The organism is Neisseria sp. 20925_1_37 (assembly GCF_041433255.1).
Taxonomy (GTDB): Bacteria; Pseudomonadota; Gammaproteobacteria; order Burkholderiales; family Neisseriaceae; genus Neisseria; species Neisseria flavescens_D.
In genome coordinates this window covers 46,959-62,154 of the sequence record NZ_JAPWBC010000009.1, presented here as the reverse complement: position 1 = coordinate 62,154, position 15,196 = coordinate 46,959, and the positions used below count along the sequence as shown (strand labels likewise).

At 51.6% G+C, this 15,196-nt stretch carries 13 protein-coding genes; 10 read left to right on the top strand and 3 right to left on the bottom strand.

The window, feature by feature from the left end; translation table 11 throughout:
* Window positions 1-145: 145 nt before the first annotated feature.
* On the bottom strand, window positions 146-1,174 hold the full coding sequence (queA, locus tag O3661_RS08280; protein WP_371493031.1) for a tRNA preQ1(34) S-adenosylmethionine ribosyltransferase-isomerase QueA: 1,029 nt from the start codon (window positions 1,172-1,174) through the stop codon (window positions 146-148).
* Between the two features lie 355 nt (window positions 1,175-1,529).
* Here queA and accB point away from each other — a divergent pair, with 355 nt between their 5' ends.
* The 3 genes from accB (at window position 1,530) to accC (ending at window position 3,629) form a co-directional block, all read left to right on the top strand.
* Window positions 1,530-1,976: an acetyl-CoA carboxylase biotin carboxyl carrier protein gene (gene accB, locus O3661_RS08275; protein WP_371493029.1), complete on the top strand. Its 447-nt coding sequence runs from the start codon at window positions 1,530-1,532 to the stop codon at window positions 1,974-1,976.
* Between the two features lie 70 nt (window positions 1,977-2,046).
* Window positions 2,047-2,238: a YqaE/Pmp3 family membrane protein gene (locus O3661_RS08270; RefSeq protein ID WP_003680299.1), complete on the top strand. Its 192-nt coding sequence runs from the start codon at window positions 2,047-2,049 to the stop codon at window positions 2,236-2,238.
* A 29-nt stretch (window positions 2,239-2,267) separates the two neighbouring features.
* A complete protein-coding gene (accC, locus tag O3661_RS08265; protein ID WP_371493028.1) occupies window positions 2,268-3,629 on the top strand; it encodes an acetyl-CoA carboxylase biotin carboxylase subunit in 1,362 nt (453 codons plus the stop codon).
* 232 nt (window positions 3,630-3,861) lie between these two features.
* Here accC and groL read toward each other — a convergent pair whose 3' ends face one another.
* A complete protein-coding gene (gene groL / locus O3661_RS08260) occupies window positions 3,862-5,496 on the bottom strand; it encodes a chaperonin GroEL (protein WP_049322649.1) in 1,635 nt (544 codons plus the stop codon).
* 98 nt (window positions 5,497-5,594) lie between these two features.
* The gene (groES, locus tag O3661_RS08255) at window positions 5,595-5,882 is read right to left on the bottom strand and encodes a co-chaperone GroES (RefSeq protein ID WP_003744509.1); all 288 of its coding nucleotides are present in this window, start codon (window positions 5,880-5,882) and stop codon (window positions 5,595-5,597) included.
* Between the two features lie 416 nt (window positions 5,883-6,298).
* On the opposite strand from groES, the gene O3661_RS08250 reads away from it, so the two are divergent.
* The 7 genes from O3661_RS08250 to O3661_RS08220 all read left to right on the top strand — a co-directional run bounded on the left by O3661_RS08250 (window position 6,299) and on the right by O3661_RS08220 (window position 15,168).
* Window positions 6,299-8,314, top strand: coding sequence for a TonB-dependent receptor domain-containing protein (locus O3661_RS08250; protein WP_371493027.1), 2,016 nt, complete (start codon window positions 6,299-6,301; stop codon window positions 8,312-8,314).
* 115 nt (window positions 8,315-8,429) lie between these two features.
* A complete protein-coding gene (locus O3661_RS08245; protein ID WP_371459741.1) occupies window positions 8,430-9,392 on the top strand; it encodes a siderophore ABC transporter substrate-binding protein in 963 nt (320 codons plus the stop codon).
* 231 nt (window positions 9,393-9,623) lie between these two features.
* Window positions 9,624-10,592: an ABC transporter permease gene (locus O3661_RS08240; RefSeq protein ID WP_371459740.1), complete on the top strand. Its 969-nt coding sequence runs from the start codon at window positions 9,624-9,626 to the stop codon at window positions 10,590-10,592.
* The gene (locus O3661_RS08235; protein WP_371493026.1) at window positions 10,582-11,553 is read left to right on the top strand and encodes an iron chelate uptake ABC transporter family permease subunit; all 972 of its coding nucleotides are present in this window, start codon (window positions 10,582-10,584) and stop codon (window positions 11,551-11,553) included. Before O3661_RS08240 ends, O3661_RS08235 begins: the two co-directional genes overlap by 11 nt.
* 142 nt (window positions 11,554-11,695) lie before the next feature.
* Window positions 11,696-13,561, top strand: a complete 1,866-nt coding sequence (locus O3661_RS08230; protein ID WP_371493025.1) for an acyltransferase family protein — start codon at window positions 11,696-11,698, stop codon at window positions 13,559-13,561.
* Between the two features lie 140 nt (window positions 13,562-13,701).
* The gene (locus O3661_RS08225) at window positions 13,702-14,328 is read left to right on the top strand and encodes an FmdE family protein (RefSeq protein ID WP_371493023.1); all 627 of its coding nucleotides are present in this window, start codon (window positions 13,702-13,704) and stop codon (window positions 14,326-14,328) included.
* A gap of 81 nt (window positions 14,329-14,409) precedes the next feature.
* The gene (locus tag O3661_RS08220) at window positions 14,410-15,168 is read left to right on the top strand and encodes an ABC transporter ATP-binding protein (protein ID WP_371493021.1); all 759 of its coding nucleotides are present in this window, start codon (window positions 14,410-14,412) and stop codon (window positions 15,166-15,168) included.
* The last annotated feature ends 28 nt before the right edge of the window (window positions 15,169-15,196 follow it).

Genomic DNA, 15,196 nt, shown 5'->3' with positions numbered 1-15,196 from the left:
TTTCAGACGGCCTTTTTGTTTTTGTACTTTATTTCTTACAACTCAAATCCCAACAACTTCACGTATTTTAGTAGAACGTTCCAACTGATTCGGATTCGGGTCAATCCCAAATAACCTGTTTGAAACTCTCCAATCCATTCCCGATTTATTCCGCTTTCCCCAAAATCATCGCATCGCCATAGCTGAAAAAGCGGTATTCCTGTTCCACGGCATGGCGGTAAACGCTGCGGATATGTTCCATGCCCGAAAACGCGCTGACGAGCATCAGCAAGGTTGATTTGGGCAGGTGAAAGTTGGTAATCAATCGGTCGGCAACATTGAAGCGGTAGCCCGGCGTAATGAAAATATCAGTATCGCCGCGACCGGCTTTCAGACGGCCTGTTTCGCGTGCGGCGGATTCCAAGGCGCGCATGGAGGTTGTGCCCACTGCCCACACTTTATTGCCGCGCGCTTTGGCGGCTTCAACGGCGGCAACGGTCTCGGCCGGTACGTCAAACCACTCGCTGTGCATTTTGTGTTCTTCAATTTTATCGACGCGCACGGGTTGGAATGTTCCGGCACCGACGTGCAGGGTTACTTCTGCGGTTTCTACGCCTTTGGCTTTCAGACGGCCCAACAATTCATCGGTAAAGTGCAGACCCGCCGTCGGTGCGGCCACTGCGCCTTGATATTTGGCGTACACGGTCTGATAGCGGCTGTCGTCTTCATCATCGGCCGCGCGTTCGATATAAGGCGGCAAGGGCAGATGGCCGTTTTGCTCTAAAAGTTCGTAAACGGTTTGTGCGCTTTCAAATTTCAGGCAAAACAATTCTTCCGCGCGCTCCAGCATAACGGCACGGATATCGCCTTCAAAAATCAATTCTGTACCCGGTTTCGGCGATTTGGACGAACGGATATGCGCCAATGCGGTATGCGCGTCCAATACCCGTTCAATCAGGGCTTCGATTCTGCCGCCGCTGGCTTTTTGGCCGAACAGGCGCGCCTTCATCACTTTGGTATTGTTAAACACCAGCACATCACCCGGTGCGACATAATCGGGTAAATCGCCGAAATGTTTGTCTTCAATCGGCAATGTAGGCAAGGCAACCAGAAGCCTGCTGCTGCCGCGCACTTCCGGCGGATGCTGGGCAATCAGTTTTTCGGGCAATTCAAAATCAAAATCGGAAATATCCATTGTCGTGCATAATTTAAAAAAACAGGCGCCATTATACGCGCAAAGTTGGTTTTCAGACGGCATGTTTTGTCGAAAAACCAATAAATTAGAATAAACGCTCTTGAAAAAATCACTTTTTAACGAAAATCAGCGCTCCTTTCTTTTTTCGCCGAAAAACGCCTTTTTTCTATCTTTTACTGGACATTTACCGACAAGTTCGGGAAAATAACCAGATTCATTTCTCAGGCTCCGCCCTGTTCCGACATTATTTAAACGCCGGATGGCAAACCCGCCTTCCGACGTCTCAGGAAATCATCTAAAACCACAGCGGCGCATACCCAATATGCACTTTATGCCGCGCTAAAAAGGAAAAGCAATGGATTTGCGTAAATTAAAAAAACTGATTGATTTGGTCGAAGAATCAGGCATTGCAGAAATTGAAGTTACCGAAGGCGAAGAAAAAGTCCGCATTACGCGCACCACTGCCGCCGCAGCTCCTATTTATGCTGCTCCGGCACCTGCCGCAGCCGTTCCGGTTGCCGCCCCTGCAGCTGCTCCGGCCGCAGCCGCTCCAGCCGCTCGCGATTTGTCCAACGCGCAAAAATCGCCTATGGTCGGTACATTCTACCGCGCCCCCGGCCCGAACGCAGCCGCTTTCGTCGAAGTCGGCCAACAGGTTAAAGCCGGCGATACTTTGTGCATCATCGAAGCCATGAAGCTGATGAACGAAATCGAAGCCGAGAAATCCGGTGTCGTTAAAGAAATTCTGGTTGAAAACGGTACTCCGGTCGAATACGGCGAGCCGCTCTTCATCATTGAATAATCCGCTTTTTCAGACGGCCTTTAGCTTTAAGGCCGTCTGAAATTCCTTTTCTGTTCATCAAGGACAAACCATGCGTCTGATTTTGGCTATTTTCTTGCCATGGCTTCAGTTTTTCACTATCGGCCGTCCGTTTGCAGGCATCATCTGTCTGATTCTGCAATGTACGCTGGTTGGCTGGATACCGGCAGCCATGTGGTCGGTTTACGCCTTGAGCCAATACAAAACCGACCAAAAAATCCGCAACGCATTAGGCGGCCGATGAGGCCGTCTGAACCATCCGGAAAGATTATCATGCTGAAAAAAGTATTGATCGCCAACCGGGGCGAAATCGCCCTACGCGTCCTGCGTGCCTGCCGTGAAATGGGCATCGCCACCGTCGCCGTCCATTCCGAAGCCGACAAAGACAGCCTGCACGTCAAACTCGCCGACGAATCCGTGTGCATCGGCCCTGCCGCATCCGCACAAAGCTACCTCAACATTCCCGCCCTCATCGCAGCTGCCGAAGTAACCGAAGCCGACGGCATCCACCCCGGCTACGGCTTCCTCGCCGAAAACGCCAATTTTGCCGAACAAGTCGAACAATCCGGCTTTGTCTTCATCGGCCCTAAAGCCGACACCATCCGTCTGATGGGCGATAAAGTATCCGCCAAACACGCCATGATCGAAGCCGGCGTACCTTGCGTTCCCGGCTCTGACGGCGCATTGCCGGACGACGGCGAAGAAATCCTCAAAATCGCTGATAAAGTCGGTTATCCCGTCATTATCAAAGCCTCCGGCGGCGGCGGCGGTCGCGGTATGCGTGTCGTCGAGAAAAAAGAAGACCTCCTCCAGTCTGTCGAAATGACCAAAGCCGAAGCAGGCGCGGCATTCGGCAACCCGATGGTTTACATGGAACGCTACCTGCAACGTCCGCGCCACGTCGAAATCCAAGTGATTGCCGACGAACACGGCAACGCCATCTACCTCGCCGAGCGCGACTGCTCCATGCAGCGCCGCCACCAAAAAGTCATCGAAGAAGCACCGGCTCCGTTCATCACTGAAGAAGAACGCGCCAAAATCGGCAAAGCCTGTGCCGACGCTTGCAAACGCATCGGCTATCGTGGCGCAGGTACGTTTGAATTCCTGTACGAAGACGGCGAATTCTTCTTTATCGAGATGAACACACGCGTTCAGGTTGAGCATCCGGTTACCGAGCTCATCACCGGTGTGGACATCGTCCAAGAGCAATTGCGCATCGCATCCGGCCTGCCTTTGCAATACAAACAGGAAGACATTCAAGTCGAAGGCCACGCGTTTGAGTGCCGTATCAACGCCGAAGACCCGTACAACTTCATTCCAAGCCCGGGCCTGATTGAAAGCTGCCACCTGCCCGGCGGATTCGGCGTCCGCGTCGACAGCCATATTTACCAAGGCTACCGCATCCCTCCTTACTACGACAGCCTGATCGGCAAAGTCTGTGTCGTCGGCAAAAACCGCGACCAAGCCATGGCCAAAATGCGCGTTGCCCTCGATGAGCTGGCGATTACCGGCATCAAAACCAATACGCCGCTGCACCGCGACTTGTTCAGTGATCAAGGTTTCCAAAAAGGTGGTGTCAGCATCCACTACTTGGAACACTGGCTGGAAGAACGCAAAGCCAAACTGGATAAATAACCCTTTGTTTTAACTAAAAATAAGGCCGTCTGAAACGCAAAATAAAGTTTCAGACGGCCTTTTTTTTGATGATGAAATTTATTTGATTGCTTCTGATTCAATGGAACTGGTTACCCTTATTTCTCCGTAAATCATGGTATGTCCCTTACCATCTCATGCCTCTACTGCAAATAAAAAACCGCACGGCTAATTACCGTGCGGTTTTGCTTTTATCTGAGGGGTTCAGACGGCCTTACATCATGCCGCCCATACCACCCATGCCGCCCATATCAGGCATAGCAGGTTTTTCTTCAGGAATTTCAGCGATCATGCAGTCTGTGGTCAACATCAGGCCGGCGATAGATGCGGCGTGTTGCAGCGCAGAACGGGTTACTTTGGCAGGGTCGAGTACGCCCATTTCGATCATGTCGCCGTATTCGCCAGAGCCTGCGTTGTAACCGTAGTTGCCTTTGCCTTCCAACACTTTGTTCACAACCACGCTAGGTTCGCCGCCTGCGTTGGCAACGATTTGGCGCAGCGGAGACTCAACGGCGCGCAAGACGATTTGTACGCCTGCGTCTTGGTCGGCATTGCCGGTGTGCAGGTTTTCCAAAGCGGCACGGGCGCGCAACAAGGCTACGCCACCACCTGCAACCACGCCTTCTTCAACGGCTGCGCGGGTAGCGTGCAGCGCGTCTTCCACGCGGTCTTTTTTCTCTTTCATTTCCACTTCGGTAGCGGCACCGACTTTGATCACTGCCACACCGCCTGCTAATTTAGCCACGCGCTCTTGCAGTTTTTCTTTGTCGTATTCGCTGGTTGCGGTTTCGATTTGTTGGCGGATTTCAGCAACACGCGCTTCGATTTGGGCTGCGTCGCCGAAGCCGTCGATGATGGTAGTGTTTTCTTTACCGATTTCGATGCGTTTGGCTTGACCCAAGTCGTCCAAAGTTGCTTTTTCCAGAGACAGGCCGACTTCTTCGGAAATCACCACGCCGCCGGTCAGGATAGCGATGTCTTGCAACATGGCTTTGCGGCGGTCGCCGAAGCCAGGGGCTTTAACGGCAACGGTTTTCAGAATACCGCGGATGTTGTTCACAACCAAAGTCGCCAAGGCTTCGCCTTCTACGTCTTCAGCGATAATCAAGAGCGGACGGCTGGCTTTGGCCACTTGTTCCAAAACAGGCAACAAATCGCGGATGTTGCTGATTTTTTTGTCGAACAACAATACAAACGGATTGTCCAAAGCAGCAATTTGTTTTTCAGCGTCATTGATGAAGTAAGGAGACAGGTAGCCGCGGTCGAATTGCATACCTTCAACCACGTCCAGCTCGTTTTCCAAAGATTTGCCGTCTTCAACGGTAATCACGCCTTCTTTGCCGACTTTTTCCATCGCTTCGGCGATAATCGCGCCGACTTGTTCGTCAGAGTTGGCGGAAATAGAGCCAACTTGAGCGATTTCTTTAGAAGTGTCGCAAGGTTTGGCGATGTTTTTCAGCTCGTCAACCAAAGCGGCAACAGCTTTGTCGATACCGCGTTTCAGGTCGGTCGGGTTCATGCCGGCGGTAACGTATTTCATGCCTTCAGCAACGATGGATTGCGCCAATACGGTTGCAGTAGTCGTACCGTCGCCTGCTACGTCGTTGGTTTTGGACGCAACTTCTTTCACCATTTGCGCGCCCATGTTTTCGAATTTGTCTTTCAATTCAATTTCTTTTGCAACAGACACACCGTCTTTAGTGATGTGCGGGCCGCCGAAAGCGCGGTCGAGCACCACGTTGCGGCCTTTAGGGCCCAAAGTTACGCGTACGGCGTTTGCCAATACATTGACGCCGTTTACCATTTTTTGGCGAACTTCATTGCCGAATTGTACGTCTTTTGCTGCCATTTAAATTCTCCAAATCAATATTAAAAATCTGTTTGAGGTCGTCTGAAAACTTCATGTTTGATTCAGACGGCCTTTGGTTCTGAAACTTAATTCAACAATTATTCAACGATACCGAAGATGTCTTCTTCACGCATTACCAACAGCTCTTCGCCGTCGGCTTTTACAGTTTGGCCGCTGTATTTGCCGAAGATCACCTTGTCGCCGACTTTGACATCCAGCGGACGGCGCGCGCCGTCTTTACCGATTTTGCCCGCACCCACGGCGATCACTTCGCCCATGTCGGGTTTTTCAGCAGCCGCACCCGGCAAAACGATGCCGGAGGCGGTTTTTTCTTCAGCTTCTAAGCGTTTGACGACTACGCGGTCGTGTAAAGGGCGGATGGTCATGTCTTAATGCTCCGAATAAATAAATAGATTGAAAACAATTGTCTGTCGGACATGACAGACACGGTTTGCTTGAAAATAGCGACACGCTTATGGAAAGCCTGCCGTAATGGCGGGTAGATTTGGGTTGTTTGCGACAAATTCAAGGGAAAAAGTAAAAATTTCTATGCAGTCTTTCCAAATATTTTCATACGCAAAAATGTTCGAGTACATATTTTTCAGACGGCCTGATATACCAACTGCAAAGTTCGTTTAAAAACAACCCACTTCCTTTACAAATTCAATACAACTCTTTACAACTGTTTCTTTTATATGCATTATTATAAATGATGATTATTCTTAATTGCATATTTTAAAGATAATTTCTCTTTATTTGCTTTTATTTTTTATTACTGTCATTTTATTAAGGACATTTCTCAATGAATACGCCCCTGTTCCGACTGAGCCTGCTGTCACTGACACTGGCGGCCGGTTTTGCACACGCAGAAAATGAAGCCAAAGACAACGTTGTGCTTGATACCGTTACCGTCAAAGGTCAGGCCACAAGCGCCACACACCGCGTAACGACGAAACGTATGGAAGAAACAACTTCCACTGATTTAAAAGACGTATTGTTCAACGAACCCTCTATTAGTTTCGGCGGCGGCAACGGTCAGTCGCAGTGGGTAACCATCCGCGGCATGGGTCAAGACCAAATAGACTATAAAGTTGACGATACTTACACCGACAGCCAGATTTTCCACCACAACGGCCGCTTTATGCTTGACCCCGCATTGGTAAAAGTCGTTGCCGTGCAAAAAGGTACGGGTTCGGCCTCCGCAGGTATCGGTGCAACCAGCGGCGCGATTGTTGCCGAAACTGTTGAAGCCAAAGATTTGCTGAGGGAAGGTCAAAACGTCGGTTTCAAAGTCAATGCCGGTATCAGCAGCAATAAAGGCTATTCACGCGGCGCAAGCGTTTATGGTCAGGCGGGCGGTTTTGACGCTTTGGTTTCAGGCAATTTCGTACGCGACAAAGAATACACGGCAGGCAAAGGCTACCGTAATCTGCTCGGAAGCGATAAGGTTTTAAACAGTGGATTGGGTTCACGCGGCTTGTTGGGCAAAATCGTCTATCGTTTCAACGAGGACAACCGTATTGAATTAAGCCACCGCCAAGAGAAACAATATGGGGAACGCGCCCTGCGCGAAGAGTTCGATTTCTCGCAAGTCTTCCAAACCGACCGCCGTACGGGTCAATACGTTTTGGATGCCAACGGCAACCGTATTCCGAATGTCGCCACCAACTCGCCGCGTTACCGCACGCTGACCCAAGACACCACCAACTTGGAATTCAAAGGCGGAAACTTGGGCTTTATCGACAAAATCAAAGCCAATGTTTACCGTTTGAATACCAAACGTGACGAAGTCCCCAATCCAAATTATGAATTAGACGGCGAAGTACGGACATACGGAGCCAATCTGAATCTCGACAGCCGTCTATTTGACCGCCATACCTTGAAATACGGAGTAAACTGGCGCACTCAAAAAAGCAGCTCAAAAGGAGAAAACAGCGAGAAGAAAAACGATGCCGGTGTATATGTAGAAGGCATTTGGGATTTCTCACCGGTTACGCTGACCACAGGTTTGCGCTATGACCGCTGGAAAATGAAAACCAGCAGTAATACAGAAAATTCAGACGGCAACCTCAATCCAAGCATCGGGTTGGTTTATGACATTACCCCTGATTTTTCCATCAACACCAGCCTGAACTATGCAACCCGCAGCCCCCGCCTGTACGAAGCAGCTTTAGCAAACAACAGGCCGATTATTTCATCACCTGACTTGAAAGCAGAACGCTCGCGAAATGCAGAAATCGGCTTTAACTACCACTGGAATTCTGCCCTGACGCTCTCCGGCAGCTATTTCCATCAGCAAATCAAAGATGTACAGGCCATCCGTCAAGAAGGACGAAACAACGTCTGGTATAACGGCGGCAAGCTGAAAAACACAGGTTACGAACTGAACGCCGCCTACCGCTGGAAAGGTCTGACTGCACGTGCAGGCGTAGCCTACAGCAAACCGAAGCTGAACGGCGATACCGCCGACAAAGTAACGACCGCCATCCCGATGGGACGCACATGGACAACAGGTCTGTCGTACCAATTCGACAATCCGAATCTGGAAATCGGCTGGCGCGGACGTTATGTCCAAAATGCAGGCTATGCCCCAACCTCGCGCGGCTCTGATGTGGCTCTGAATGTCGTCCGCGCAGGCTACGGCGTCAACGATATATTCGCCAACTGGAAACCGACAGGCAAAGACGACTTGAACGTCAACTTCTCCGTCAACAATGTCTTTGATAAAAACTACAAGCCGCACAGCCAACGCGCAGGTGCCAATTCTCTGCCTGAACCAGGCCGCGATGTCCGCCTAAGCGTGAACTACCGCTTCTAAGCAATCAGCTTGAAAAAGCCGTCTGAAAACAAAAGTTTTCAGACGGCATCTAGCTTTATAGCCCGATACAAGTTATCATTTCGATTTACTTTATTTCCGACCACGGAGAAACCCTATGTTACGTTTGACCGCTTTAGCCGTATGCTGCACCCTCGCTTTGGGTGCGTGTTCACCGAAAGATTCTGCGTCCAACCAAGCCCAAACTGCTTCCGCTTCTGCCGCCCAAACCGAAGGTGCAAGCCTGACCGTTAAAACGGCTCGCGGCGATGCGAAAGTGCCGCAAAATCCAGAGCGTATCGCCGTTTACGATTTGGGCATGCTCGATACTTTAAACAAATTGGGCGTGAAAACCGGTTTGTCCATCGACAAAAACCGCCTGCCCTACTTGGCCGAATATTTCAAAACGACTAAACCTGCCGGCACGCTGTTTGAGCCTGACTACGAAGCCTTAAACGCTTACAAACCGCAGCTCATCATCATCGGCAGCCGTGCAGCCAAAGCGTTTGACAAGTTGAACGAGATTGCACCGACCATCGAAATGACCGCCGAAACCGCCAATCTGAAAGAAAGTTCCAAAGAGCGCATCGACGCGCTGGCGCAAATCTTCGGCAAACAGGCCGAAGCGGACAAGCTGAAAGCGGAAATCGATGCTTCGTTTGAAGCGGCGAAAACTGCTGCGCAAGGCAAAGGCAAGGGTTTGGTGGTATTGGTCAACGGCGGTAAGATGTCGGCTTTCGGCCCTTCCTCACGTTTGGGCGGTTGGTTGCATAAAGACATCGGCGTTCCCGCTGTTGATGAATCGATTAAAGAAGGCAGCCACGGCCAGCCTATCAGCTTTGAATACCTGAAAGAGAAAAACCCTGATTGGCTGTTTGTTTTAGACCGCGGCGCGGCCATCGGCGAAGAAGGTCAGGCTGCGAAAGATGTGTTGAACAATCCACTGGTTGCCGAAACGACCGCCTGGAAAAAAGGACAGGTGGTTTACCTTGTTCCTGAAACTTATTTGGCGGCCGGCGGCGCGCAAGAATTGCTGAACGCTTCCAAACAGGTAAGCGATGCGTTTAATGCAGCCAAATAATTCGGCACGGGCATAGCCGCCCGCTTCTTTCAGACGGCCTGAAGGGTTTGATGATGCACAGGATCAAGCTGCTTGACTTGAAGTCATTGGATCTAGGCCGTCTGAAAATACATGGTGCAAATGGACAATTTTTGCCTGTTTGCATCTGTTTTTATGATGGGCAAACCTGCCTTTTTTACCAAATACCTTAACCCTTCGTTCAGACGGCCTTATTTTTTTCCGAACCATTTTATGTTTCACAAACCTTCATTTTTAAATGCGATCAACGGTGTGGCGCTGCTGATATTGTTTGCCGTCAGCCTGTCGGTCGGCGTGGCCGAATTCAAATGGTCCACCCTGTTTTCGCTATCCGACAGCCAGCAGGTCATGTTCATCAGCCGCCTGCCGCGCACGTTTGCGATTGTGCTGACGGGTGCGTCGATGGCGGTGGCCGGCATGATTATGCAGATTTTGATGCGCAACCGTTTTGTCGAACCGTCGATGGTGGGCGCAAGTCAAAGCGCGGCTTTGGGTTTGCTGCTGATGACCCTGCTGCTGCCGGCCGCGCCGCTGCTGGCAAAAATGTCGGTTGCCGCCGTTGCCGCGCTGATCGGGATGTTGGTCTTTATGCTGCTGATCCGCCGCCTGCCACCGACCGCGCAACTGATGGTGCCTTTGGTCGGGATTATTTTCGGCGGCGTGATTGAGGCGGTGGCTACCTTTATCGCGTATGAAAACGAAATGTTGCAAATGCTGGGCGTGTGGCAACAGGGCGATTTTTCCGGCGTGTTGCTCGGGCGGTATGAGCTGTTGTGGGCAACGGGAATTTTGGCTTTGTTTGCCTATTTGATTGCCGACCAGCTGACGATTTTGGGTTTGGGCGAAACAGTAAGCGTAAACTTGGGGCTGAACCGGACGGCGATTCTGTGGTCGGGGTTGATTATTGTGGCGCTGATTACGTCTTTGGTGGTCGTGACAGTCGGTAATATTCCGTTTATCGGCTTGGTCGTGCCGAACATCATCAGCCGCCTGATGGGCGACAAGCTGCGCCAAAGCCTGCCTGCAGTGGCCTTGCTGGGCGCGTCTTTGGTGTTGCTGTGCGATATTGTCGGACGCGTGATTGTGTTTCCGTTTGAAATTCCGGTCTCTACGGTTTTTGGCGTGATGGGGACGGTTTTGTTTTTGTGGCTTTTATTAAGGAAACCTGCTCATGCCGTCTGAAAAAAATATCGGTTTTATGGCAGGAAGCAGCCGTCCGTTGTGGGTCGCCTTTGCGCTGTTGCTGGTTTCCTGCGTCCTGTTTATGACGCTCAACGTCAAAGGCGATTGGGACTTTGTCTTGCACCTGCGCCTGACCAAGCTTGCCGCGCTGCTGATGGTTGCCTATGCAGTCGGCGTGTCCACTCAACTCTTCCAAACGCTGACCAACAATCCGATTCTGACCCCTTCGATTTTGGGTTTCGATTCGCTGTATGTGTTTTTGCAGACCTTGCTGGTGTTTACGCTCGGCGGCGTGGGCTATGCTTCCCTGCCGTTGACGGGCAAATTCGGCTTTGAACTGGTCGTCATGATGGGCGGCTCGCTGCTGCTGTTCTACACGCTCATCAAACAAGGCGGACGCGATTTGTCGCGCATGATTTTAATCGGCGTGATTTTCGGGATTTTGTTCCGCAGTCTCTCGTCGCTGCTTTCGCGCATGATTGACCCCGAAGAATTTACCGCCGCGCAGGCGAATATGTTTGCCACTTTCAATACCGTCCATTCGGAATTGTTGGGTATCGGCGCAATCGTGTTGCTCATAAGCGCCGCCGTAATCTGGCGCGAACGCCACCGCCTCGATGTTTACCTACTCGGCCGCAATCAGGCCATCAATTTGGGCATCAACTACACGCGCAATACCTTATGGCTGCTGTTGTGGATCGCCGCACTGGTTGCAACCTCCACCGCCGTTGTCGGCCCGGTAAGCTTTTTCGGCCTGCTGGTTGCCGCGCTGGCCAACCATTTTTCCCCGTCGGTGAAACATTCCGTCCGCCTGCCCATGACTTTTTGTGTCGGCGGCATCCTGTTGGTCGGCGGGCAAACCATCTTCGAACACTTCCTCGGCATGCAGGCCGTATTGAGCGTGGTCGTCGAATTTGCAGGCGGATTGGTATTTTTATATTTGGTGTTGAAAAAGAAATAAATTAAACGTGCCCAAACGCTCGCAAAAATAAATTCAGGCCGTCTGAAATCCATGTTTTCAAAATATTTAATCCTTGAAATGAAACTAAATTTCTGACATGTACTCATAGTAAACATTACTGGATTTACTAGAATTACAAAAAATGAGCACGACATTAAAATACCGTCCCGACTTGGACGGCATCCGGGCTTTGGCAGTCTTGGCTGTCATTATTTTCCACATTGATGCCGCTTGGCTGCCCGGTGGTTTTCTCGGTGTGGATATGTTTTTCGTTTTGTCCGGCTACCTGATCACCACCATCATCAGCCGCGAAATGCAAAACGGCAGTTTTTCGTTTTTAGAGTTTTATAAACGCCGCGCGAAGCGCATTTTGCCCGTTTTCTCCTGCGTATTGCTGTGTACGAGCTTGGCCGCCGCAATCTTTTTCTTGTCGTTTGACCTGCGCCAATACGTCAAATCCGCAGTGTTTGCGTTGCTGTTTTCGGCCAACCTGTTTTTTGCACGGCGCGGCGGTTATTTCGATGCCGATGCGGCGGAAAAACCTTTGCAACACATTTGGTCTTTATCTCTGGAAGAGCAGTTTTACTTTGTTTTTCCAGTTTTGCTGACTGCTTTTTTCCGATTCAGCAAAGGGCGCAACATCCGCCAATTCATCCTTTTGCTGATTGTATTGAGCCTGTTGTCCGTCTTTTTGCCCACCTTCGGCATGGATCCTTATTTCCTGCCTTATGTGCGCGCATATGAGCTGCTGATCGGCGCGCTTTTTGCCTTTATTCCGCCTTCCCAAAACAACGACCGTTTCAGCACGCCTCTGGTCGGCTGGGCGATGATGGCGGTCATTGCCGCCATGCTGCTGCTTCCTTACGGCGTGTTGCCCGGCGAAGGCAATATCGAACGGCTGCTGTGCTGTACGGCGGTTGGCGGCTTGATTTACTCGGGCAAAACCCTGCAAACGCAAAATGGCTTCAATACCGCCAAACTGTTGAGCCTCAAGCCCGTTGTGTTTATCGGTTTGATTTCCTATTCGCTGTATCTGTGGCATTGGGTGGTCTTGGCCGTCATGCGCTATGTTTACATGGACACCGCTTTGCCGATGTCCGCGATTGTATTGGCAGTGGTGCTGATGTCCGGCTTGTCCGTTTTGTCCTATTACTTCGTCGAAACACCGGCGCGACGGATAAAGAATTTCACCACCAAGAAATTCATCGGGGTAATCGCCGCCTATTTCGCCCTGCTGATTCCTGCCGCCGGCTACCTGCTGACTGCCAAACCGGCCGCATACGAGGCAAACCTATATACGGTTGACGAAAGTAAAATCTGCGCGGATACCTTGACCAAAACCGACTGCGCCGTCGGCGCGGAAAATCAAAGCAGCAAAGTCCTGCTGATGGGCGACTCCCACGCCGCCCACCTGACGCCCTTTATCGATATGGTGGGCAAACAGGAAGGCTTTGCCGCCGACGTTATCTCGTCCAACAGTTGCGGCGTTGCCTTCGGCTTCCTCCTGCCGCAAAGCGACCGCCGTGCCAACCGTTGCAACCCTTACAACCGTTTTATCGCACAAAAAGTCGAAAACTATCCGGTGGTCTTTATCTCGCAACGTTGGTTCCTGCATACCGACAAACCCGGTTTTACGGAGCATTTCGGCAAAATGCTCGACACCCTGATTCAACAGGGCAAGCAGGTTTACGTCTTTGCCGACACGCCGATGAACGCGCAACTGCCCCTGCGCCATTACTACCTGAAACAGCGCCTCGGCATCGATATGCAATACGTTTCCGAGCATAAAAAAGCGGAAATTGCCCGCTCCGCCGAAGCCGACAAAACCATAGAAAACATCGTCAAACAGCGGCCTGCCGTACATTGGGTCAACATCATGGGTCCGATTCCGGCAGACAAAACCATAGACGGCCTGCCGATATATTTTGACACCAACCACCTCAATACCCACGGTGTGACAAAACTGGCGGAAAAATTTATACAGGACAAAAAAATACTCCTAAAATAACACCGCAGTTTCAGTCCGAAACCTTTGCCGCAATACTGAATGCAAATGCCGCTCAAAGCGCAGTAAACAGTATGCCGCAAAGGTTTCAGGCCGTCTGAAACCTTCAGACGGACTAAGCAAACCCATAAAGGACAACCCTCATGACACAAGAACGCCTCCCTTCATTCTTCGATGACGCCCCGACCATTACCGTCCAAGACGCATTGGCCGACTTCCTTGGCGCGGCCGAAAACGGCATCCTTACTTACCACTACGCCGATGCCGTGCGCCTGTGCGGCCATTCCTGCCCAACCGTCGCCGGTGCCTACCTAATGGTCATCAAAGGCCTGAAAGCCCTTTACGGCGAAGAGCTGCCGCAACGCGGCGACATCGAAGCCTTTATGCAGGGCGAGCGTGACGAAGGCACAACCGGTGTTACCGCTTCCGTCGTCCAACTCCTTACCGGCGCAGCACCCGAAACCGGCTTTGGCGGCGTAGGCCCGGCCGGACGCTTTGCCCGCCGCCACCTCTTGTCCTTTGGTGCAGGCGAAATCAACGGCACACTCGCACTCCGTCGCCGCGATACCGGCAAAACCGTTGCCGTTAGCCTCAACGCCGCGCTTCAACCCTTTGCGCCGCAAATGCGCGACATCATGCCCAAAGCCGTCAGCGGCAGCGCAAGTACCGACGAACTCAAACAATTCGGCGAGCTTTGGCAAGAACGCGTCCGCGCCTTCCTGATCGACCAAGCCGACAATCCCGAATTTGTCACCGTCAGCGAAATCTAAAACGTCATAATCAATAAGTTTCAGACGGCCTTAAAACTCAAGGCCGTCTGAAACCCCAATTTCCCATTTTCGGACCCGCCTATGATTACCATCCGCAACGTCAGCCACACCATCGGCAGCAACCCCATCCTCAACGACGTCAGCCTCGACATCCCCGAAGGCGGCATTACCGCGCTGATCGGCCCGAACGGCGCAGGCAAGTCCACCCTCCTCTCCTTTATGGCGCGCCTGCAGCCCTTGGTACGCGGCGACATCAGCTACGCAGGCAAAGACATCAAAACCACCCCCACCGCCGAACTCGCCCGCACGCTTTCCATCCTCACCCAAGAAAACAGCATCATGAGCCGCATTACCGTACGCGACCTGCTCATGTTCGGCCGCTATCCCTACCACCAAGGCAGGCCGTCTGAAACGGATAAAACCATCGTCGAAGAAGCGCTTGCCGAGTTCCACCTGCAAGACTTCGCCGACCGCTACCTAACCGAGCTTTCCGGCGGCCAACGCCAACGCGCCATGATTGCCATGGTGTTCTGTCAGCGCACCGACTACGTTTTGCTGGACGAACCGCTGAACAACCTCGACATGTATCATGCCCGCTCCCTCATGCAAATCCTACGCCGACTGACCGACGAACACAAACGCACCACCGTCGTCGTCCTGCATGACATCAACCAGGCCGCCGCCTACGCCGATTACGTCGTTGCCATGAAAAACGGCCAAGTCGCCATGCAGGGCAAGCCCAACGATATTTTCACCGCCGAAAACATCAAAACCCTATTCGATATGGACGTCAACGTCCTCGATTACGAAGGCAAAAAACTGGTTATCCACCATATCTAAATCCGACAAAAAGGCCGTCTGAAACCCG

Bases quoted from the DNA above. Each gene is read 5' to 3' on its own strand.
- accC (WP_371493028.1), top strand. From the start codon at position 2,268: ATGCTGAAAAAAGTATTGATCGCCAACCGGGGCGAAATCGCCCTACGC.
- O3661_RS08250 (WP_371493027.1), top strand. From the start codon at position 6,299: ATGAATACGCCCCTGTTCCGACTGAGCCTGCTGTCACTGACACTGGCG.
- O3661_RS08235 (WP_371493026.1), top strand. From the start codon at position 10,582: ATGCCGTCTGAAAAAAATATCGGTTTTATGGCAGGAAGCAGCCGTCCG.
- groL (WP_049322649.1), bottom strand. From the start codon at position 5,496: ATGGCAGCAAAAGACGTACAATTCGGCAATGAAGTTCGCCAAAAAATG.
- O3661_RS08270 (WP_003680299.1), top strand. From the start codon at position 2,047: ATGCGTCTGATTTTGGCTATTTTCTTGCCATGGCTTCAGTTTTTCACT.
- O3661_RS08230 (WP_371493025.1), top strand. From the start codon at position 11,696: ATGAGCACGACATTAAAATACCGTCCCGACTTGGACGGCATCCGGGCT.
- O3661_RS08240 (WP_371459740.1), top strand. From the start codon at position 9,624: ATGTTTCACAAACCTTCATTTTTAAATGCGATCAACGGTGTGGCGCTG.
- O3661_RS08225 (WP_371493023.1), top strand. From the start codon at position 13,702: ATGACACAAGAACGCCTCCCTTCATTCTTCGATGACGCCCCGACCATT.
- queA (WP_371493031.1), bottom strand. From the start codon at position 1,174: ATGGATATTTCCGATTTTGATTTTGAATTGCCCGAAAAACTGATTGCC.
- O3661_RS08245 (WP_371459741.1), top strand. From the start codon at position 8,430: ATGTTACGTTTGACCGCTTTAGCCGTATGCTGCACCCTCGCTTTGGGT.
- O3661_RS08220 (WP_371493021.1), top strand. From the start codon at position 14,410: ATGATTACCATCCGCAACGTCAGCCACACCATCGGCAGCAACCCCATC.
- accB (WP_371493029.1), top strand. From the start codon at position 1,530: ATGGATTTGCGTAAATTAAAAAAACTGATTGATTTGGTCGAAGAATCA.
- groES (WP_003744509.1), bottom strand. From the start codon at position 5,882: ATGACCATCCGCCCTTTACACGACCGCGTAGTCGTCAAACGCTTAGAA.